The sequence below is a fragment of the Gluconobacter oxydans DSM 3504 genome, assembly GCF_000583855.1.
Taxonomy (GTDB): Bacteria; Pseudomonadota; Alphaproteobacteria; order Acetobacterales; family Acetobacteraceae; genus Gluconobacter; species Gluconobacter oxydans.
In genome coordinates, this window is the sequence record NZ_CP004373.1 from 1145037 (window position 1) to 1166146 (window position 21110).

The 21110-nt window shown below is 60.7% G+C and carries 15 protein-coding genes; 7 read left to right on the forward strand and 8 right to left on the reverse strand.

The window, feature by feature from the left end; all coding sequences use genetic code 11:
- Positions 1-3: 3 nt before the first annotated feature.
- Positions 4-1695 (reverse strand): alginate export family protein, encoded by a 1692-nt coding sequence (locus tag GLS_RS05145; protein WP_041111470.1) that lies wholly within the window; start codon positions 1693-1695, stop codon positions 4-6.
- 99 nt (positions 1696-1794) lie between these two features.
- On the reverse strand, positions 1795-2382 hold the full coding sequence (locus GLS_RS05150) for an IMPACT family protein (protein ID WP_041111471.1): 588 nt from the start codon (positions 2380-2382) through the stop codon (positions 1795-1797).
- Positions 2383-2462: 80 nt separating this feature from the next.
- Here GLS_RS05150 and GLS_RS05155 point away from each other — a divergent pair, with 80 nt between their 5' ends.
- The 4 genes from GLS_RS05155 (at position 2463) to GLS_RS05170 (ending at position 10157) form a co-directional block, all read left to right on the forward strand.
- The gene (locus GLS_RS05155; protein ID WP_041111472.1) at positions 2463-5051 is read left to right on the forward strand and encodes an MMPL family transporter; all 2589 of its coding nucleotides are present in this window, start codon (positions 2463-2465) and stop codon (positions 5049-5051) included.
- A gap of 111 nt (positions 5052-5162) precedes the next feature.
- Positions 5163-5726: a VOC family protein gene (locus GLS_RS05160; protein WP_172492311.1), complete on the forward strand. Its 564-nt coding sequence runs from the start codon at positions 5163-5165 to the stop codon at positions 5724-5726.
- Positions 5723-6238 carry a cupin domain-containing protein gene (locus tag GLS_RS05165; protein WP_011252511.1) on the forward strand — a complete coding sequence of 172 codons (516 nt, stop codon included), beginning with the start codon at positions 5723-5725 and terminating at the stop codon, positions 6236-6238. Before GLS_RS05160 ends, GLS_RS05165 begins: the two co-directional genes overlap by 4 nt.
- Positions 6239-6953: 715 nt before the next feature.
- Positions 6954-10157 carry a TonB-dependent receptor domain-containing protein gene (locus tag GLS_RS05170; RefSeq protein WP_226986643.1) on the forward strand — a complete coding sequence of 1068 codons (3204 nt, stop codon included), beginning with the start codon at positions 6954-6956 and terminating at the stop codon, positions 10155-10157.
- 142 nt (positions 10158-10299) lie between these two features.
- Here GLS_RS05170 and GLS_RS05175 read toward each other — a convergent pair whose 3' ends face one another.
- The 3 genes from GLS_RS05175 to GLS_RS05185 are packed head-to-tail and all read right to left on the reverse strand — an operon-like array spanning position 10300 to position 12790.
- Positions 10300-11535, reverse strand: a complete 1236-nt coding sequence (locus GLS_RS05175) for an NAD(P)/FAD-dependent oxidoreductase (RefSeq protein ID WP_041111474.1) — start codon at positions 11533-11535, stop codon at positions 10300-10302.
- Between the two features lie 38 nt (positions 11536-11573).
- On the reverse strand, positions 11574-12539 hold the full coding sequence (locus GLS_RS05180) for a nucleoside hydrolase (RefSeq protein WP_148295951.1): 966 nt from the start codon (positions 12537-12539) through the stop codon (positions 11574-11576).
- Positions 12539-12790, reverse strand: coding sequence for a DUF3297 family protein (locus tag GLS_RS05185; RefSeq protein ID WP_041112680.1), 252 nt, complete (start codon positions 12788-12790; stop codon positions 12539-12541). Before GLS_RS05185 ends, GLS_RS05180 begins: the two co-directional genes overlap by 1 nt.
- Positions 12791-12972: 182 nt before the next feature.
- On the opposite strand from GLS_RS05185, the gene GLS_RS05190 reads away from it, so the two are divergent.
- The 3 genes from GLS_RS05190 (at position 12973) to GLS_RS05200 (ending at position 18448) form a co-directional block, all read left to right on the forward strand.
- A complete protein-coding gene (locus GLS_RS05190; RefSeq protein ID WP_052327473.1) occupies positions 12973-14178 on the forward strand; it encodes an alpha/beta fold hydrolase in 1206 nt (401 codons plus the stop codon).
- 80 nt (positions 14179-14258) lie between these two features.
- Positions 14259-15062, forward strand: a complete 804-nt coding sequence (locus GLS_RS05195; RefSeq protein WP_041111476.1) for an SDR family NAD(P)-dependent oxidoreductase — start codon at positions 14259-14261, stop codon at positions 15060-15062.
- Positions 15063-15142: 80 nt separating this feature from the next.
- The gene (locus tag GLS_RS05200) at positions 15143-18448 is read left to right on the forward strand and encodes an efflux RND transporter permease subunit (RefSeq protein ID WP_041111477.1); all 3306 of its coding nucleotides are present in this window, start codon (positions 15143-15145) and stop codon (positions 18446-18448) included.
- 33 nt (positions 18449-18481) lie between these two features.
- Here GLS_RS05200 and flgA read toward each other — a convergent pair whose 3' ends face one another.
- From flgA to flgF, 3 genes are read right to left on the reverse strand one after another with little or no spacing between them, the layout of a single operon-like run.
- Positions 18482-19474: a flagellar basal body P-ring formation chaperone FlgA gene (gene flgA, locus GLS_RS05205; protein ID WP_052327474.1), complete on the reverse strand. Its 993-nt coding sequence runs from the start codon at positions 19472-19474 to the stop codon at positions 18482-18484.
- A gap of 2 nt (positions 19475-19476) precedes the next feature.
- Positions 19477-20268 (reverse strand): flagellar basal-body rod protein FlgG, encoded by a 792-nt coding sequence (flgG, locus tag GLS_RS05210; protein WP_011252520.1) that lies wholly within the window; start codon positions 20266-20268, stop codon positions 19477-19479.
- A gap of 34 nt (positions 20269-20302) precedes the next feature.
- A complete protein-coding gene (flgF, locus tag GLS_RS05215; protein ID WP_041111478.1) occupies positions 20303-21043 on the reverse strand; it encodes a flagellar basal-body rod protein FlgF in 741 nt (246 codons plus the stop codon).
- Between the last annotated feature and the right edge of the window lie 67 nt (positions 21044-21110).

The following is a 21110-nucleotide window of genomic DNA, read 5'->3' on the forward strand; positions in this document are numbered from 1 at the left end:
GCCTCAGAAGCGGAACACGACATTGGACTGGGCGTAGCTTCCGCTTTTGCCGCCCGCCGCATGCAGCCCGTTCGAGGCCATGAACCGTGCGCCATAGATCTGCCAGGTCAGATGCCGGTTGAGCTGGAGCTTGAGCGACGCCTGCGGCACCACACCAATATAACCGCCGTGATAGGTCTTCGAGAATGTGTACGGACCGGACGAATTCCAGATCGCGCCATCCGCATTTTCCCGCCACATGAACGGCACCTTGAACTGGATACTCGCAAAGCCTTTCCAGGGCGTGACACTGAGGACCGGTGAAACACTGACGAGGTTGGACGGCTGGATATAGGTCGTGGTGTCCAGATAGTTCGTCTGCGGATTGAAGGGCGGCATATAGGTCTGGACCGGCCCGTTCGTTCCGTCCGCGCCGCCGGAATACAGATCCGCCTGAACGCCGATGAACGGATGCAGCGGAGACGGCGTATGGCGGTATCCCACGATCGTATTGACCGAATAGGCCTGGACAGCACTTTTGTGCTCGCTCCCGGACTTCTGGAACGTTCCGTCCTGATAGAGCCCTCCGAAAGAATATTCGAAAGACGCAGCGGTGCCGTACCAGCGGAAACCCACATTCCCGCGTGAGGACGTCCCCTTCAGGGAGCCGGAGGCGAGCGGCACGACCGACAGACTGCCGCCATAGCGGTATCCGTAATAGAAGATGTCCAGAAACGAGTGCACCGTTTCTCCGCCAATGGAGAACTGCGGCACCAGAGCGGTGATATCCCCGCCATACAGGCGCGTGCCGTAATCTTCGGTGTCATGGAACATCAGGGTCGCGTCGGTTTTGGTCTGGACGAAATCGAACGCATCCACCCGGATATTGGGCCAGATCGCATAGATGCGGCCACCGTTCCACGACAGTGGCACGTTGGGCGTCTCGCGGTTATACAGAACGTAGGACGGCGCATCGAGGAACTGCTGACGCCCGAACATGAAGCCGGTCTGGGCACCCGCGAGCTTGCCCTTGAATTCGATGAAGGCCTGCTGAAGATCCAGCCGCTTGCGATACGTCGTGTTGTAGCCAAAACCTTTCCAGCCAGCCGCATCAGCATTGATGAGCTGACCGAACAGCCGGACATGCTCACCAAGATGCAGATCCGCACCATACAGGTTCCGCACGCCGAAACGGCCGGAATTGCTGCCGCCCTTCTTTCCCAGAAAGGGCGTCTCCTCGTACCAGTTTCGTAGCCGCGTCTCGCCGGAAAAGGAGAGCCAGATCGTCTTTGCATCATTCAGGGCAATGAATTTGAGCGGATCGAACGGATCGTCCCGGCGGCTTTTGTCCCGCAGGAAGCTCCAGTCTTCCGCCCAGGGCGCCACACCATAACGACCTACCGGCCCGAAGCCCGCTGATTCGCCGTTGCCGTAACTGAACGCGCCCCACGGACCCTGCCGTCCCTGCGGCGCATGGTTCTGACTGGCCACGACCCGGCGCGGCTGTCCCACGACACCGGCATGGGGATAGTTCTGAATGGGCGGACGTTCCGTGGACGGGACGTGGATCCATTCTTCCGTCTGTGTGACGGGCGCCTGCGTCACCGGCGCGGCGGGTGACGAGGGCTGAGCCGCCACTGCCGCACGCGGTGCGCAGATTTCCACTGCCATCAGGGCAAGAAGGGACCGGTTCCGGTATGAATGATGACGCGACATGCCCTGAAAACTCCACAGAGGGTTCGCAGAACATTAGGCAGAGCCACAAAAACATCAATCGTCATAGTTTTAAATAATTTATACGATTTTTTTTAGTTTTTAATCGGGTTGCGTGATGTCCATCTGTCCCCGTGTCAGATCCCGCAGCCATTCCGTAATCGCGTCCGCTTCTTCGACCGGCACGGCCAGCGTCATCCAGGCGCCTTCCCCATCGAAATCACATTCCAGCCGGGTCGCACGCCAGCCATCGATCTTCGATTCCACCATCGCAAAGCTGGAAAACGGACAGTGAAACCGCAGCTTCACGGTCTCGATCCGCTCGATCCGGTCCGCTTCGCGCAGACAGGCCGACGCCGCGCCGCCATAAGCCCGGACAAGTCCCCCGGCCCCGAGCTGCACGCCGCCATACCACCGCGTGACCACGATCATGACATTGTCGAAATCCTGCCCTTCGATGGCAGACAGAATCGGCCGCCCCGCCGTGCCCCCCGGCTCTCCGTCATCGCTGCACCGGAAGCGCTGGCCCGTTTTGAAAGCCCAGCAGTTATGGGTCGCATCCAGGACCGCCACCTCGCGAAAGAAGGCCATGGCGGCAGCTTCATCTTCCACCGGGGCGGCGGAAGCACGAAAAACACTGTTCCGAATCACACTTTCGTAAGTCGCGGGGCCGGGAAGAGTCCATGTCATGGCTTTCCTTCTGCCTCAGGATCGCTGAAATGTCAGGATGGGGTAGGGAAACGCTGCCCGTTCTGTTAAGGGTAGGCCCCATGTTTTCGGATCTGACCGGTCGGCTGAATGCCGTCTGCGCGCGTCGTGCGCCCCTTGTTCTGGCGCTGTTCGCACTGCTCTGTGCTGGCTGCGTTGCCCTGAGTGTCACACGAATCAGTGTGACGACTGACACGAGCAAGATGTTTGCCAACACTCTGCCGTGGAAAAAGCGGAGCATGGAGCTGACGCGCCTGTTCCCGCAGGACAGCAACCAGCTCGTCGCCATCATCGACAGCCGCATCCCCGAACAGGGACGCATGGCCGCGAGGCAGCTCGCCGCGACGCTGAGTCAGGACCACACGCATTTCAAGACGGTCAGCCTGCCCGGCGACAATGCCTTCTATAACAGCCACGGTTTCCTGTTCCTCGACACGAAGGACCTGGAGCCCCTGCTGGATTCGATCGTTTCCGCACAGCCCTTCCTCGGCACGCTGGCGGCTGATCCGTCCGCCCGCGGCCTGTTCGGCGCGCTGGGCCTGATCGGCGAGGGCATCAAGGCCGGACAGGGGATTCCGAGCGGCTTCAACGGCGCGCTGGACGGTTTCGCCAACGCCCTGACAGCGGCAGCAAACGGCCATCCGCAGGACATGTCCTGGCAGAATCTGCTGATTGGAAAGCTGGCGGAGCTGGGCTCGCAGTACGAGTTCGTCGTCACGCAGCCGAAGCTCGACTACAGCTCCTTCCAGCCGGGCGAAGGCGCCACGACCGCCATGCGCCAGGCGATCAACAATCTCGAATTTGTGAAGACGAAGCAGGCTTCGGGCATCATCACCGGTGAAGTGAAGCTGTCGGACGAAGAGTTCTCCACCGTCGCACACGGCATGGTGCTGGGCCTCGTCATCTCGCTCGTGCTCGTCGCAGTCTGGCTGATCCTCGCTGTCCACTCTCCGCGCGTCATCATCCCCATCCTGCTGACCCTCATCAGCGGTCTGCTCCTGACGACGGGCTTTGCAGCTCTGGCGGTCGGTGAGCTGAACCTGATCTCGGTGGCCTTCGCGATCCTGTTCGTCGGTATCGCCGTCGATTTCGCCATCCAGTACAGTGTGCGCCTGCGCGGACAGCGCAATCCGGACGGCTCGCACCCGTCCCTGCATGACGCTATTATCCTGACGGGTCAGGAAAGCGGCGCACAGATCCTTGTCGCAGCCCTCGCGACAGCCGCGGGCTTCCTGGCGTTCTATCCCACGAGCTTCATTGGTGTGGCACAGCTCGGCCTGATCGCAGGCTTCGGCATGCTGATCGCCTTCTTCTGCACCATGACGCTGCTGCCGGCGCTGCTGTCCATTTTCCATGCGAAACTGGGCAATGGCACCCCGGGCTTTGCCTTCATGGCCCCCGCAGACGCATTCCTGCGCCACAAGCGGCACAAGGTCGTCGGCGTCTTCGCACTGCTCGGAATCGTGGGACTGGCCCTCATGCCGCTCCTGAAGTTCGATGCCGATCCGCTTCACACGAAAGACCCGAACACCGAGGGCATGCGCGCCCTGCATCTGCTGGAAGCCAACCCGCTCACCACGCCCTACAGCGCGCAGGTCCTGACCCCGAACCTGACGGAAGCCGCCCGGCAGGCCGCAGCGTTCTCGAAGCTGCCGAGCGTGCATGACGTGCTCTGGCTCGGCGCTCTGGTCCCCGATGACCAGAAGACCAAGCTGGCCATGATCGAGGACACGGCCTCCATCCTGCTGCCGACCATCACGGTGCCCAATCCTGCACCCGCGCCGGACGCCGCGGCCATCCGCGCCGCCGCCGTTACGGCCGCGCAGAAGCTCGATGCCGTGAAGGATCAGCTCCCCGCTCCGCTGGAAAAGATTCGTCAGGCCCTGCACACGCTCGCGACGGCCCAGGACAGCACGCTGCTTCAGGCAAGCACGTCCCTGACGCGCTTCCTGCCGGACGAACTGTCGATGCTGCGCACGGCGCTCCAGCCCACGCCGGTCACGATGGAGAGCATTCCGCAGGATGTGCGTCAGGACTATGTCCTGCCGGATGGTCGCGCCCGCCTGACGATCCACCCTAAGGGCCAGATGTCCGAAACCCCGGTGCTGCACCGCTTCGTCAAGGAGTTGCGCTCGGTCAATCCGGACGTCGCCGGCCCTGCGATGGAAATCACGGAGAGCGCCAACACGATCGTCCATGCCTTCACGGTCGCGGCGATCTGCGCGCTCATCATGATCGCCATCATCCTGCTGGTGGTCCTGCGCCGCCTGCTGGACGCGGCCCTCGTCATGGCGCCACTGCTGATGTCCGCGCTTCTAACGGTCATTCTGGTCGTCACGGTGCCGGAAACGCTGAACTACGCCAACATCATCGCCCTGCCCCTGCTGCTGGGTGTGGGTGTGTCGTTCAACATCTATTTTGTCATGAACTGGCGTGAGGGCGTGAAGGGTCCGCTCACCTCTCCCACGGCGCGTGCGGTGCTGTTCTCCGCCCTGACGACCGCCACGGCCTTCGGCTCGCTCGCACGCTCCGGCCATCCGGGTACGGCCAGCATGGGACGTCTGCTGCTGATGTCGCTCGGCTGCACGCTGCTGTGCACGATGATCTTCGTCCCGGCCCTGCTGCCCAAGCGTCCGATCGACGAGGCCTGACCCAAGGCACGCTCTACCGGCCTCTGACATGGTTTGCAGCAATGTGACACACATTCTGGCAACCGTGCGTTTCTTCAGGGGTTGAGATCTTCCAGAACGGAGGATCTCCCCTTGAGCACAGAGCATTCAGGCCTGCCGCGTGGCATCGACCATGTCGGCGTCACCGTCCCGGACATCAATGCCGCCATCCGCTTTCTTGAAGAAGCCTTTGGCGCCGTCGCCCTCTACCGCAACGTCACCCGCACCAAGCCCCAGAAAGGCCCGGAGACGGAAAAGATCCTCGGCCTGCCTCAGGGCACCGCCGTCATCGAGATGTGCATGATGGCGCTGGGGCATGGGCCGGGAATCGAACTCTTCGAAATGAAGGGCCCGGACCAGCGCGAGGCCGCACGTCCCTGTGACTGGGGCCTTCAGCATTTCGCAGTCTATGTCGATGACATCCATGCCGCCTGTCACCGTTTCCGGGAAGCGGGCGGCACGCTCCTGACCGAACCGCAGGGTCAGCCCTCGCTCGAAGCCGCGCCGGGCAACATGTTCTGCTACGGCCGCACGCCCTGGGGCATGATCGTGGAACTGATCAGCACTCCCCATCAGGAACGCTTCAACGACATCGCCCCCATGGACCGCTACCAGCCGCCCCCGCGCGCCACCCCGAATAAAGGATCAGACGCATGACCCGCTTCATTCCTCTGGCCGCGGCCCTGCTGGCCGCTTCCGTTTTCGGGAGCGCCCATGCTGCCGATCCCACTCCGCCAACAGCCTGGTACTGGCACAACTGGACCGATCATGACGGTGTCAGCCACATGACCCGCTGCCCGTTCCATGATTACGATCTGAAAACCATGTCCAAACCTGCCGGCCCGCAATGGCAGGATCATGTGCATGAAGGCAACGCGCACATCATTTCCACCGTGCAACCTGCACATTGGGACGGAAGCTGGCACCCCGATCCGAAAGTCCAGTGGATCATTCCGCTGAAGGGATCGTGGTACGTTACGGCCATGGACGGAAAGAAAGTTGTCATGGGGCCTGGCGACGTCTCTCTTGGCGAAGACCAGATGAGCCGCAGGGACGCAAAGGGACATATCGGTCATTTCGCCGGGAATATCGGCGACGGCCCCGTCACACTGATGGTCATCCAGACCGACGAACAGCCGACCGTGGATAAGCCCTGCCGCTTTCATTAAGGCTTCAGGACAAATCGCAGTTCCGTTCAGGCGCGAGGCGGTTCACCCGTTCGCGCCTGAACTGTTATCGAAACCGCAACATGATGTACAATCACGTAACAACACTCGGTTTTCGTCAATAGTTCGCGAAAAACCTTCCGGAACCGATTTTATCCCGGTTTTCAGACAATCCGCCCTGAAGCTCTCCTGAGAAAGCCACCATGACAAACCGTGACTCAGTGACGTTTTCCGGATTCACAGATGATAATTCGATTATTCCATGAAAGATTGAATTAAAATCAAAAGAACAACAAAACAGACTCAAAATACAATCACAAAGAAACAATATGAAACCATCACAAAAACAGAAAAATAACCCAAAATAACTACCGCATATAAACTTTGTTTAAATTGTTTATTTGCAAAATAAACACACAACAGATCCATATCTTATTTTTTTATTTAGATTATCTTCCCGCATTCTTTTGACACATATCTCAGAAAATCCAGAATGTGACATAAGCGCAACGCCTTTCATGACATGTGACATGCATGTTGCATTCTTGTAGCAAAAGGATTGCACACCGTTTCGATTTCCGATGAAAATGTGGCCAGAGATACAAAACTTTCTTGCGACCTTATTCGAGAAGGGACCACGGCCGCGATGACCACCTCTGTGCAACATTCACTGAAAAGACGCACACCTGCGCCCCGGACGGTTGTCCGGATGTTCCTGATGGCGGGCATTTCCTACAGTGTCCTGCCAAGTGTCAGTGCACACGCCCAGACCACCACGACCGCACCTGCAAAACACGTTTCCGCTCACAAGAGCGCAGCCAAGAAAAAGGCGCCGGCAAAGGCTGCCACGACAGCCAGAACTGCACCCGTCGCAGCTCCGGCAGCCACTACCGCAACCCCGGTTACAACCGCGACGGCGACTGCTCCGGTAACCCAGTCGAACAGCAAGGTGCTGCAGCAGGGAACGGAAGCTTCAGACACAGCTGAAGTCGTCACGGTCACCGGTACACGTCTGTCCCAGACGCGCCTGACAAATGTCATGGCGGGCACCTCGCTCAGCGCCGACCAGATCAAGAAGCGCGGCTACACCGATATCGGCATCGCGCTGATGCGTGAAAACCCGGCTTTCGGTGTTGGCGACAACTCCCCGATTGGCACCCAGGGCAGCTACGGCGCGGGCCAGTCCTACACGTCTCTGCTCAATCTCGGCAGCCAGCGCACCCTGACGCTGATCGACGGCATGCGTATGGTGGGTGGTGAGACGGCCTCCCTCTACGGCGCAGGTTCGGGCTCGCAGGTGGACATCAGCGCCATTCCGACGTCCCTCCTTAAAGGCGTGGACACCAAGCTGGGGGGCGCAGGCGCGGCCTACGGTGCGGATGCAGTAGCTGGTGTCGTTAACTATCAGCTGGACGATCACTTCACCGGCGTGGACTTCAATGCCCAAGGCAACTGGAGCCAAAAGCTCGACGCACCGGGCGAAAAGATTACATTCAAGGTCGGTCATGACTTCGATCATGGCAAGGGCGGCATGGTCTTTGACGTCGAATACCGCAATCAAGGCGGTATGCTCGACAATGACCGGATCAACCTGACCGGTCGCAACCGGACGAGCTACGTGCGTGCGCCCTACACCAGTACAAACTCGCCCTATATCTACGATTTCGACAAGGCCTCGCGCAACGTTATCGCAACGGTTACGGGCATTCCCCAGCTTACCGGCGAAAACGTGCCCATTGCTTATGGCAAGGTCGTCGATGGTATCTCGAATGCAGCTGGCCAGCCACTGATGTTCAGCAATAACGGGCAGTCGCTTGTCCCGGTTACCTGGAACTATGCAACGAAAAGCTCGACAACGGTTGTCGGCGGCAATGCGACCGCACTTCAGGATTACGGCCAGCTTTACACGCCGACCCAGAAGCTCAACCTGACGCTGCTCGGCCATTACGACATCACCGATCACATCCACGCAACGTGGCAGGGCTGGTACGCCCGCGGCACCGCATCCAGCGAAGTTGCACAGGGAACCTGGAGCACGCCGTCCTTCGCAGACCCGCTGACGCTCAGCAACTACCATGACTATGGTGAAGTCAACGGTGCCTATCAGCTGAGCACGAACAACCCGTATCTGTCCTCGGCTGCACGTTCCACGATCGTCAACGCACTTTCTGCCGCCGGTCTTCCGACCGACACGTTCTACATGTCGCGTCTGAACCAGGACCTTGATGGCGGCATGTTCCAGACGACAATGCAGATGTACCGCTTTCAGGGTGGCCTGAATGGTGACTTCGATGCCGTAGGCCGTCACTTCAACTGGAAAGTGCAGGGCGAATACAGCCGTTACCTGAACGACACCTGGCAGCCGTCTATCGTCACGCAGAATCTCATCAATGCACTCAATTCCACGACGGATGCCAGCGGCAACATCATCTGCACACCCGGCTACACCAGTGCCCCTGTAAAAACCCGCAGCTCCACCTGCGCCCCGTTCAATCCGTTTGGTACGGGACAGTCGACGCCGGCAGCCGTAAATTACATCACGGCAGATGCACATCAGAAGAACGCGAACGCACAGCGTGATATCCAGGCTGAAATTTCCAGCACGGTCATGCGGCTTCCCGCGGGCGACGTGAAATGGGACATCGGCTACGAGCATCGCCGCGAAGGTTATCGCTTCACCCCTGACGCATTTACCCGCGGCTGGGAGCAGGATGACGGCTCGTATCTGCAGTACGGTAACTCGACTTCGATTCCGCCCACGGGTGGCGCGTATCACACGCACGAAGTCTTCGGCGAACTGGATGTGCCTCTGGTCTCGCCCAGCATGCATGTGGCTGGTGTCTACAGCCTTTCCGCTACCGCGAACGGTCGTTACATCAACAACAGCATGACTGGTGGCTACTGGACCTACATGTTCGGTGGTGCCTGGTGGCCGACACAGGATTTCGGCCTGAGCGGCAACTATGCCCGTTCGGTCCGTAACCCGTCCGTCACGGAACTGTTCGCTCCGCAGAGCACGGATTATGAATACGGTATCGATCCCTGCTCAACTGCAGGCGTCACGGCCGGTCCAAATCCTGCAATCCGTGCTGCGAACTGCGCCAAGGCCGGGATTTCCCAGCCGTTCGAATCCAACTTCAACAACTTCACGATCGAAGGCACTGCCGGCGGCAACAGCAAGCTGAAAAATGAAGTTTCGACCAGCTACACTGGCACACTGGAACTCCGCCCGCACTTCATCCGCGGTTTCGACTTCCAAGGCTCTTTCGTGGACGTGAAGATCAACAATGCCATCACGTCTCTTGGTGCTGAAGACATCATGGATGCCTGCTACGACTCGACTTCCTATCCAAGCAACGAGTATTGCAACTCATTCAAGCGCGGAGCAGACGGACAGCTCGAGACCTTCACGGCTGGTTACTACAATATCGCCAGCTATGAGACCCAGGCACTTCAGGCTCATCTCGAATACAATACCCCGCTAACACGGGTCGGCCTGCCGCAGTCTGCAGGTTCGATCGGTCTGACGGGCACCTATGTTCACTACCTCAAAAGCCAGCAGAACTATCTGGGCAACACGTACCTTCTGACCGGCACTACGAGCTCGCCCAACGACAACTTCACCCTGAACGCGAACTATATCCGTGGTCCGTTCACCCTTCAGTGGCAGACACTCTGGTATGGTCCGTCGCACTATGCCGTTCAGGTTCCGGCAAACGAATACGCCGCCAACAAGCGTCCGTCCTTTGCCATGTTCAACTTGACGGTCGGCTACGAGATCACCCGGAACTTCAGCGCCAACTTCATGGTGAACAACATCACGAACGCGCTGCCGAAATATCCCGGTACGGTCAGCCTGACGCGTTACTACGATGCGATCATCGGCCGGTCCTTCCAGATGAACCTCGGCGTTCATTTCTGATCCTCCGATCAGACGGAACACTGGAAAAAGAGGGGCTTCGGCCCCTCTTTTTTTGTCTGTCGTCCCACACGCAGGCACAAAAAAACGGGACGGATTTTCATCCGCCCCGTTTTCCGGTTTCAGCTCCCGGTAAGGAGAGAGGTCAGCCCGTCTCTTTGGGCGTGTGCTTCACCTTGATGTTGTAGCCCTTGAGCATTCCGTACCAGTACAGACGGGGGAAGACTTCCGTCTTGAGGAACCAGGCGAAGCGGCTGGGCTTGCGCTGGTCATAGGGAAAGCTCGGCGCAACCTTGCCGCCATACAGGAACTCGGCCAGCACGACCTTGCCGTAGGACACTGTCAGCGGGCAGGCACCATAACCGTCATAGCTGCCCATCTGCGGGCGGCCATCGAGCGAAGCCAGCAGGTTTTCCACGACAACCGGAGCCTGTTCGCGAGCTGCGGCGGCTGTCTTGGCATTGCTGGTGCCCAGAACGTCACCGGCCCCGAAGATGTTGTCATAGGTCTTGTGGCGCAAGACGGTCGGATCGACGTCCAGCCAGCCGGCGTCGTTGGCGAGCGGGCTTTTCTTGACGAAATCCGGAGCACTCTGCGGCGGCACGACATGCAGCATGTCGAACTGGCGTACCACGGTCTGATCCGTTCCGACGATCTGGAACGTGGCCTCGCGCTTCTCGCCATCCACCTTGATCAGGTTTTCCTTCAGATGAAGGTTCACGCCGTAATAGTCGATCTCGCGCTGAAGCGAGGGGACGAAATACGGCACACCGAACAGGGCGTTTCCGGCCAGCGAGAAATCGACTTCCGTGCGATGCAGCGAACCTTCGCGGCGCCAGTGATCGCAGGCCAGATAGACGATCTTCTGCGGCGCGCCGGCGCATTTGATGGGCATGGGCGGCTGCGTGAACAGGGCCTTGCCGCCATCAAGATGACGGATGCACTCCCAGGTATAGGCAGCCGTCTCACGCGAATAGTTCGACGTCACGCCATTGCGGCCCAGCGTTTCGGGCAAGCCTTCGATCTTGTCCCAGTCCAGCTGAAGGCCAGGGCAGACGACCAGACGGCGGTATTCGACAACACGGCCACTTTTCAGCGTCACGGTATTGGCTTCGGGCTGAAAGCTCTCAACGCTGTCGCGCAGCCAGGTGACATTGCGCGGGATCAGCCCGCCTTCCTGCCGCAGCGTTTCGGGCAGCGTCATCACGCCCGCGCCCACAAGGGTCCAGCCCGGCTGGTAAGCATGAGTCGTGGACGGCTCGATGATGGCGATCGACAGGTTGGCGCGCTCGCGCCTGAGCTGGGCTGCGATGGTAATGCCGGCGGCACCGCCACCAACGATGACGACTGAGAAGCGATCCTGCTGGGTCGGGTCTGCCATGTTCGGTTACTCCAACGTCATTGTACGACGGAAAGAGTCTAGTCCAGAAGGGCAAGTCTTTCCGTCAGAAGGGAATAGAAGGCGTCTGAATCAACGTCATTGATCCATAACGCGTTCGGAACGCGATCGGTTACGTTCCACAGGTCAACAACACTCTGACCCATGCACAGGGGTGCGTCGACCTCGATTTCCACATTGCAGTCGCGCCCCGAGAACAGTTCCGGCTTCAGAAGCCAGCCGATGGTGAGCGGATCATGCAGTGCACCGCCCTCCCAGCCGTATTTCAGCTTCTCGAAGCGGTCTTCCGCGCCCAGCATCCGCACCACCATGTCCGTCACCGGCGTGCCGACCGCGGCGATCGGCGCCAGACGGGCCGGTGTGGCGATGGCGCGATGCGTCACGTCCAGTGGCAGGAGCGTGATGGGGATGCCGGAATGCATGACGATCCGGGCCGCATGCGGGTCCACGAAAAAATTGAATTCTGCGGTCGGCGTGATGTTGCCGCCTTCGCGCTGGGCCCCGCCCATGGCCACGACTCCCGCGATCCGGGATGCGATATCCGGCGCATGTGTCAACGCGAGGGCTAAGTTTGTCATCGGGCCGAGGCAGACGAGCGTGATCGCGCCCTCGGGTTCACGACGCAGCAGGTCCACGAGCCAGGTCGCGGCATCAATCGCCTGCGGGCGCAGCGTCGGCTCCGGAAGATCGGCGCCGGCCATGCCCGTTTCACCATGCACATGCTCGGCGCTGATGGGCGCGCGGTGCAGGGGACGTGCTGCGCCTGCAAAAACAGGAATATCGGTGCGGCCTGCCAGTTCGAGCAGGGCGCAAGCATTCTTCGTCGTCAGGGCAACCGGCACATTGCCGGCAACGGTCGTGATGGCCTCGACCTTCAGTTCCGGCGAGGCCAGCGCCAGCAGGATGGCAACCGCATCGTCCTGACCCGGATCGGTGTCGATAACGATGCGGCGGGGTGCGATCAGTGCGGAGCCGGCCTGTGTCATCACGCTTCTTCTTCGGAGTCCTTGATCCAGACCTCGACCGGTCCCGTAACCTTGATCGTCATCGGGCGGCCACGGCGATCCAGCGTCTTGCCAACAGCCAGACGGACCCAGCCTTCGCTGATGCAGTATTCCTCAACGGTGGTGCGCTCTTCGCCCTTGAAACGGACACCGATGCCGCGCGAAAGCAGCTCTTCGTTGTAATACGGGCTGTCCGGGCTGGCGGAGAGACGATCGGGAATGGTGTCGGTCATGGCGGGGCTATCCTCGTTTGTATCAGATCCGATCATGTCAGACCGGCGCGTCAGAGGTCTTCTCTGTAGCGCCGGATGGACGGCTCTCCAAGCCCGCCTCCGTTCCGGAACAGGACATGGCCGCTCCCACAGGACGCAGAGCGCTGCTATGAGAGACGCTCCCCGTCGGAGACAGACCTCTCATGCCGTACCGCTCTTTTCGCCGTAAACCGGAGCGCCGCCTTCCCGGACTGACTGCCCTCGCATCGCTTCTGATGCTGCTGACAGCGGGAGCCGCCCTGTCCGGCTGCGCCTCGGATGACGATGGCGACAACTGGTCCGTCAGCGCGCCGGTTTCGGCCGGACAGGCCATCCGGCTGGACTCCGTGCCGTCCCATGAGCCGGCCTCGGTCTATCGCCTGACCTATCGCAGTACGGATGCCCGCAATCCACAGCAGCTCGTCCGCGTCTCCGCCCAGGTTCTGGTTCCGCGCGGTCGTGCGCCGGCAGGCGGCTGGCCGGTTCTGGCCTGGGCGCATGGGGAAAGCGGCCTGCACCTGACCTGCGCGCCCTCCGTCATGGGGATCGGCACCGTGCAGGCGCATTTCTATGATGGTTGGCTGCGTCAGGGTTTTGCAATCGTCGCAACCGACTATCCCGGCATGGGCGAGCCCGGCGCGCCGCTTCTTCTGAATGCACGTTCGGAAGGCATGAGCGTGCTCGATTCCGTTCGCGCCGCCCGCGAGCGCCTGCCGGACCTGTCGGAGAACGTGGTTCTGAACGGTCATGCACAGGGCGGTCAGGCAGTCCTCGCCGCTGCTGCCATGGCCTCGACCTATGCGCCCCATCTGCGGATTTTGGGCACAATCGCCGCTGCCCCTCCCTATCTTGACGAGCAGACAGTGCAGGAGCTTCTGCATCCTGCCAACCCGCGCAGCTTCTCGCCCGCAGTACCGGAACTGCTGACGCTCGGGCAGTCGCTGGTCGAAGCCGATCCGTCCACGGACATCAATGAAGCCTTCACACCCCGGGGACAGCGCCTTCTGCATGAAGCCGGATCCATGTGTGCCTCGGATTTCTTCCCGATCACCAAACGCTCCGGTTTGACGCCCGCAACTCTGCTCGAACCTGAAGCGGACCGTGTGCTGGCGCCGGTTTTCGACTGGGCGAAATATCCCGGCTTCTCCCTACCCTCCCCTGTGCTCATCGAGTCCGGCGCGCAGGATCTGCACACCTCCGCCAGCCAGCAGAAGCGCCTCGTCGCCCGTCTCTGCTCCGCCGGAACCGCCGTGACACACCGGATTCATGACGCCAGCCATAACGGCACCCTCGCCGCCATGATTACGGAGGCCCACAGCTTTGCCGGGCAGCTTCTGCAAGGCACGAAGCCCCGTTCGGACTGCAATTAACCAGACCAAGCACAGGGGCAGGAGATGTTTTCACCCGGGCGGGGGTCGCATCCCGGAAACACTCTGTTAGACTCTGCCGGATGAATATCCTGATTACAGGGGCCGCATCCGGCATTGGACGCGGTCTTGCCCTGAAGCTGGCCCGCCCCGGCGTTTCCCTGCAACTTTGCGATCATGCGGCAGACGGCCTGATGGAAACGGCCCGCCGATGCGATGAACAGGGCGCCAGAGCAGTCCCCGCCGTTCTGGACACACGAAACCGGCAGGGCATGGCGGAGTGGATCGCAACCGCTTCCGGCGAGCGGCTCGACATGGCGTTCCTTTGCGCAGGCATCACCGGGGGTTTGCCTCCCGAGGCCGATGACGGTCTGGTGCTAGAGCGTGAAGAGCGCGTGTGGGAAATGCTCGACACCAACCTGACTGGAACGCTCAACACGTTTTTTCCAGTTGTGCAGGCCATGCGCAGGCAGCAGCGGAATGGCGAGCACCTTCGGGGCCGGATCTGCGTGATGGCGTCCGTCGCGGGATTCGTCTGCTATCCCGGAACACCCTCCTATTCCGCGTCCAAGGCCGCGCTGGACCGCTTCATCGTGGCCAATGCGGCCCATCTGCAGCGCTTTGGCATCAGCCTGACCAGCGTATGCTGCGGATTTGTCGATACGGCCATGGTGAAGCAGAACCGTTTTCCGATGCCGGGCCTGGTATCCACGGAAGAGGCCGTCCGCCGGATCCTGCGCGGCACGCTGCGCCAGACGCGACGGGTGATCTTCCCATCCTGGCTGGTCATGGGCTCCCGACTGATGGACCTGCTGCCGCCCCGTCTGGCCGAGCGGTATTATATGACCCAGCCCTCCGCCCAGCCGGCGGGAATGCCCGATTTCTGACTCCCTGCACGGCGGATAACTGACATTTTGTGTCCTATCAGTAATGACCCCCGGCGCGGTTTTGTGGATAAACTGGCCGCATGAATTTCTGCCGCCTGTTCATAGACCGCCCCGTCGCGACGACACTGATGTCCATTGCCATCTTCATGGCGGGGTTCATCTGCTACCCCCTCCTGCCCGTCGCCACGATGCCGGACATGACCACGACCGCCATCATGGTCGTGGCGACCCAGCCGGGCGCGGATCCACAGCAGATGGCAACATCCGTCACCACGCCTCTGGAACGCAGGCTCGGCTCCATCGCCGATCTGGAAAGCATCGAATCCGACACCAACGCCGGACAGGCCCAGATTTTCCTTGAGTTCTCGTCATCGCGAAACATCGACGGCGCCCTGCGCGACACACAGGCCGCCCTGCGCGCCGCAAGAGCCGACCTGCCGACAGGGACGATGGATGCCGATCCGCAGGCCTTCAAGATGGATGGCAGCGGTTTCCCGGTCTATCTGATGAGCCTCACCGGCGATCAGAAAACGCAGGCCGAACTCTACGACATCGCCAATATCCGCATCAAACCGCTCCTGGCCGAGGTCAAGGGCGTGGGCCGTGTGGAAGTCGTGGGGTCAACGAATCCTGCCGTCCGTGTCGAGCTCAACCCCGGACCGCTCTACAAATGGGGCATCGGTTTCGAGGACGTGCGCACCGCCCTTGCTTCGGCCAATGCCTTCACACCCAAGGGCTTCATCGACAGCAACGGCCAGCGGATGATGCTGTCCACCAACGATCAGGCCATCAACGCGTCCCAGTACCGGGACCTGATCGTCGGCTATCGCAACAATTTCTACCCCGTCCGGCTGAGCGACATCGCCACCATCAGCGACAGCGTCCAGGACGTTTATCAGACCAGCTACATCAACGGACATCGCGCCGTCACCCTGGTCGTGACCGCCCAGCCGCACGCCAACACCGTGGCCATCGTGGACGGTATCAATGCCAACCTGACGCATCTGCGCGATGCCCTGCCGGCCGACGTCAATCTGGTCGTGGGCCTCGATACGTCCCGCTCCATCCGGGCGTCGCTTGCGGATGCGCGGCTGACGCTGGTCCTGTCCGTCGTGCTGGTCGTGCTCGTGATCCTGCTGTTCTTCCGCAAGATGATCACGACGCTCATCCCGGCCATCACAGTCCCCATCGCCCTGTCCGGCACGCTGGCCGCCATGGCCGCGTTCAACTTCACGCTCGACGTCCTGTCGCTCATGTCCCTGACCATCGCGGTGGGCTTCGTGGTCGATGACGCCATCGTCGTGCTGGAAAACATCGCCCGCCACATGGAAGAGGGGAAAGACCGCTACGAGGCCAGCCTGATCGGCGCTTCGGAAATCGGCTTTACGGTCCTGTCCATCAGCGCCTCTCTGGTCGCGGTGTTCATCCCGCTGCTGTTCCTGCCCGGCAGCGCTGGCTCGATCATGTTCGAGTTCTGCATGACGATGATTTCCGCCATCGTGATCTCGATGTGGCTTTCCCTGACGCTGACGCCGATGATGTGCGCGCATCTGCTGGAAATCGACCACGGCGAGGAATCCCGGAAAGGCATTCTCGGCCACATCGCCTTCGTCACGGAAACCTCGCTGGACTGGACGCTGAAACAGTATGGGCGGTCCATGCACTGGTGCCTGCGTCATCCGGTCCTGATGGGTCTGACCCTGCCGCTCAGCTTCGTAGTGCTGGTGGGCTCGGTCATGCTGATGCCCAAGGAATTCATCCCCTCCCAGGACATGTCGCTGCTGGCAGGGCGCATCAAGGGCGACGCCACCATGTCGTTCCAGGAAATCGACCGGCGTCTGCGGGAAGTCGGCGCCATTACCCAGACGGACCCGGACGTTACATCGACAACCATCTTCAGCGACGACAAGAACAGCGGCGAGCTCTACATCCATCTGAAGGAAAAGGAGGAGCGCGCGTCAGCCGAGGTCATTCTGGACCGTATCCGCAAGCACCTGCCCGATGAGCCAGGGGCCGACATCTCGTTCTGGAGCGTTGGCGGCAGCAGCCAGGGCGGCAGCAGTTCCAAGAATACCGGCAGCTACCGCTACGTCCTGCGGGGAGACAACGTCGCCGACCTGTTCGGATATCTCCCGACCCTGCTGAGCGCCCTGCGCGCCTCGGGCAAGCTGGTTAACGTGTCTTCCACGACCGAGGGACAGTCGGTTGCGGCTTACATCACCGTCCACCGCGACACGGAAGCACGCTATGGCATCACGCCGCAGCTGATCCAGAACGTGCTGTATGATTCCTACGGCCAGGCCATCGTGTCCACGATCCACCTGCCCACGACCGAACACCGCGTCGTCATGGTGCTGGCGCCGCAATACCGCATGGACCCCGAAATGCTCCGGCAGGTCTGGATTTCCACAGCCGCAGGCACGGCGGCCGGTGGCGTGGCCTCTAACCTGATCCGGGTCCGCAGTGATGCCAGCACGTCCGCGAACAGCTTCACGTCCCTGGCCACGGCCTCCATCCAGAACTCGCTGGCCAACCAGATTTCGGGCAATTCCTCCAACGGTTCCGCTGTCTCGTCTTCGACCGAAACCATGATCCCGCTGACCAACGTGGCTTCCGTCCTGTGGAAGCCGCAGCCCCTCGATATCACCCATCGCGGCAGCTATTATTCCGCCAATATCTCCTTCGATCTGGCGACCGGGGTGAGCTACAATGATGCGGTCGATCTGATCAAACAGACCATGCAGACCACCCATGCCCCCGATGGTGTTCTGGGTGATTTCACCGGGACGGCCGGCGATACCCGCAAGCTCATGATCAACGGCGGCTTGGCGTTCCTGGCCGCGATTGCCGTGATGTATATCGTGCTGGGCATTCTCTATGAGAGCCTGATCCATCCCATCACGATCCTCTCCACCCTGCCGTCCGCCGGTATCGGCGCGGTTCTGGGCCTGTGGATCGCAGGAGAGTCCTTCAGCATCATCGCCATGATCGGCATCATCCTGCTGACGGGTATCGTCAAGAAGAACGCCATTCTCGTTATCGATTTTGCGATCCATGCTGAACGGATCGAGAAACTGTCCCCGAAAGATGCCATCTTCAAGGCGTCCATAACGCGCTTCCGCCCCATCCTGATGACGTCCCTCGCCGCCGCGCTGGGCGCAGTTCCGCTCATCATCAGCAACGGATATGGCGCGGAAATGCGTCGGCCGCTGGGTGTTTCGATCCTGGGCGGCATGGTCGTCAGCCAGCTTCTGACACTATACACCACGCCGATCGTCTATCTGTGGATGGATGCCATCGGCATGAAAAGCAAACGTCTCTGCTACTGGCTGCTCGGCCTTGTGCGTCGGCACAGCGGCACCGAGCCCTCCGCCAGACAGGTCTGAACCCGGGCCTGTCCATTTACGCGGTGGACAGACTCAGAGGGACGGCAGGGACGTTGTCTGCTGATGCGTCCGGTTGTCGGCGGAAAGCGGCATGATGCCGGGGATGACTTCCACTTCCGTCCGGTCCACGACACGCCCCGTCAGAACCATGCGGCTGCTGGCATTGTAGACGTGCACGGTGTCGCCTTTGCCGCCCGCTTCCAGAACGGTTCCTGAAACGGTCAGGTGGAGGCTCGGGCCGGAAAATGTCGCGACAACCGGCGATCCGCGATGCACGAGCTGCGGATGCGCGAGTTCGGACACACTGAGGACCTGACCAGCAGCGAGCACACCCCGCGCCTCAAGACCGACAGCGTCTTCTGGAGACTGAAGCGCATCGTCCGGAATCAGGCCGATGCGAACAAAGGTCATGGTGACGTCTTCTGGCAGAATGGGCTGCCCCAGATGCATGGCGTGACGCAGGGTCACGGCCCGGACTTCCATGGTCGCCGTTCCGCTCACGTTAAAGGCCGTCCCCTGTCCGCCGCTTGCAGACGCGACTTCAAGGCGCGCGGTGAAATGCTCGCTGCCATGAGGAGGACGATCGATATGCAGGATCGTCGGTGCCGCCTGATCGGCAACGGGAACGGCAACAGGCTTGAACCCGGTCAGGGCTACCTCAACCCGGGCCTCGGACGGAAGCTCCAGACCTTGCCGGATGACGGGAAGCACATCATCAACCGTGATCATGCGCGCCGCATGCGTCACGGTCACAGAAACCAGCGGAGAAGCATCAGGCCAGTCCACGCCGAACTGCGCGGCGATGGCTGTCAGCTGCGGACCGCCGACCACATAGCTGGCCCCCAATGCCGGGGCATCGCCAATTTCGGTATCCTGCCCTTTGCCCAGATCGGCGAACAGGTCGGACAGGCGAACACGCGGATGATCGACATTGACGTTTGTCCGCAGGGTTGCGGCAGAGGCGGACGACAGTGCTGTGCATCCTGCCAGCAGCAGGATGCCACCTTTCAGCAGGATACGGCTCATGCTTAGCCACCACCCAGATTGGTCACGGTTTTCATCATGTCATCCGACGCGGTGATGACCTTGCTGTTCATCTCATAGGCGCGCTGGGCCGTGATGAGATCGGTGATTTCCGTCACGACGTTGACGTTCGAGTTTTCGACGTAACCCTGCATGATGCTGCCATAGCCGACGGCTTCAGGGTTACCCATCATGGCGTCGCCCGACGCCGTCGTCTGGGTGAACAGGTTCTGTCCCATCGCGGCCAGACCATTCTCATTGGTGAAAATGCCAAGCTGAAGCTGTCCGACGAGTGTCGTGTTGTTCTGCCCGGCGATCTGGACGCTCACCTGTCCGGACTGATCGACGGAGATGCTCTGGGCGTTGTTGGGGATCGTAATGGTCGGGCTGATGAGATAGCCGTCCGCCGTCACGAGCGAGCCGTTATTATCCATCGAGAACGTGCCGTCCCGGGTATAGGCAAGCTGCCCGGACGGAAGCTGGACCTGGAAATAGCCCCGTCCCTGCACAGCCAGATCCAGTGAATTGCTGGTCTGTTCGAGACTGCCCTGATCGTTGATGCGGTAAATCGCGGCCGTCTTCACACCAAGACCAACCTGAGCACCGGCCGGGATGGTCGTACCCGTATCGGATGAGCTGGCGCCGACGCGGCGGATGTTCTGGTAGATCAGGTCCTGGAACTCGGCACGGGAGCGCTTGTAGCCCGTGGTGCTCATATTCGCGATGTTGTTGGAAATGGTTTCGACGTTGGTCTGCTGGGCCTGCATGCCCGTTCCGGCGATGTCGAGTGCGCGCATGGAGCGTTATCCTTGTCCCGTAAGGGTCGGTAAATCAGGCCGAGACCTGAACGATCTTGTCGATGGCGTTTTTCTGGCGCGTTGCTTCGGCGTCCACGAACTGCGCCATGAAGTCGAAGTTCCGCTGGATTTCCATCATCTGCGTGACTTCGGTCATCATCTGAACGTTGCTGCCTTCCACCATGCCCTGCACGATGTTGGGCCGCTCGACAGCGGTGGTCGGCTGGTCGGAACGCAGCAGCCTGCTGCCTTCGGCCTGGAGCCTGTTGTTATCCTGCGCCGTCACGATCCCGATCTGGCCCTGCTCGCCCGTTTCAGTCGAAATCACACCATCTGCGGAAATGGTGATGCGATGGTCGGTCTGCGGCAGTTCGATCGGCTGTCCGTCACGGTCCAGCAGGGCATTTCCGTTTTCATCGACAATGGCGCCATCCTGCTGTTCCTCGAAACGGCCGGCCCGTGTCAGACGGACGCCATTGGCAGTGCGCACCTGAAAATAGCCCTCGCCACCCAGTGCAAGATCAAGCGGATTGCCGGTCGACTGCATGTCGCCCTGCTGGAAGTCCCGATATGTCGCGCGGTCCTGCGTATAGGATTCCGTATCCGCGCCTTCGGCCTGTTTGGAGCCGTGCTGGTGGGACAGGAAGTCACTGAAGAGGACATTTTCGCGTTTGTAGCCCACAGTCGAGGCGTTCGACATGTTGGCCGCAACCACGGACATGGCGCGCTGCTGGGCATCCATGCGCGAAAGCGCGATATAGGTACTATTCTCCATGGGCTTTACAGGCTCCGGTCAATCCCGATTTCGGAGCACAGCCTAGCCGCAGAAAGCTTTCCCAATC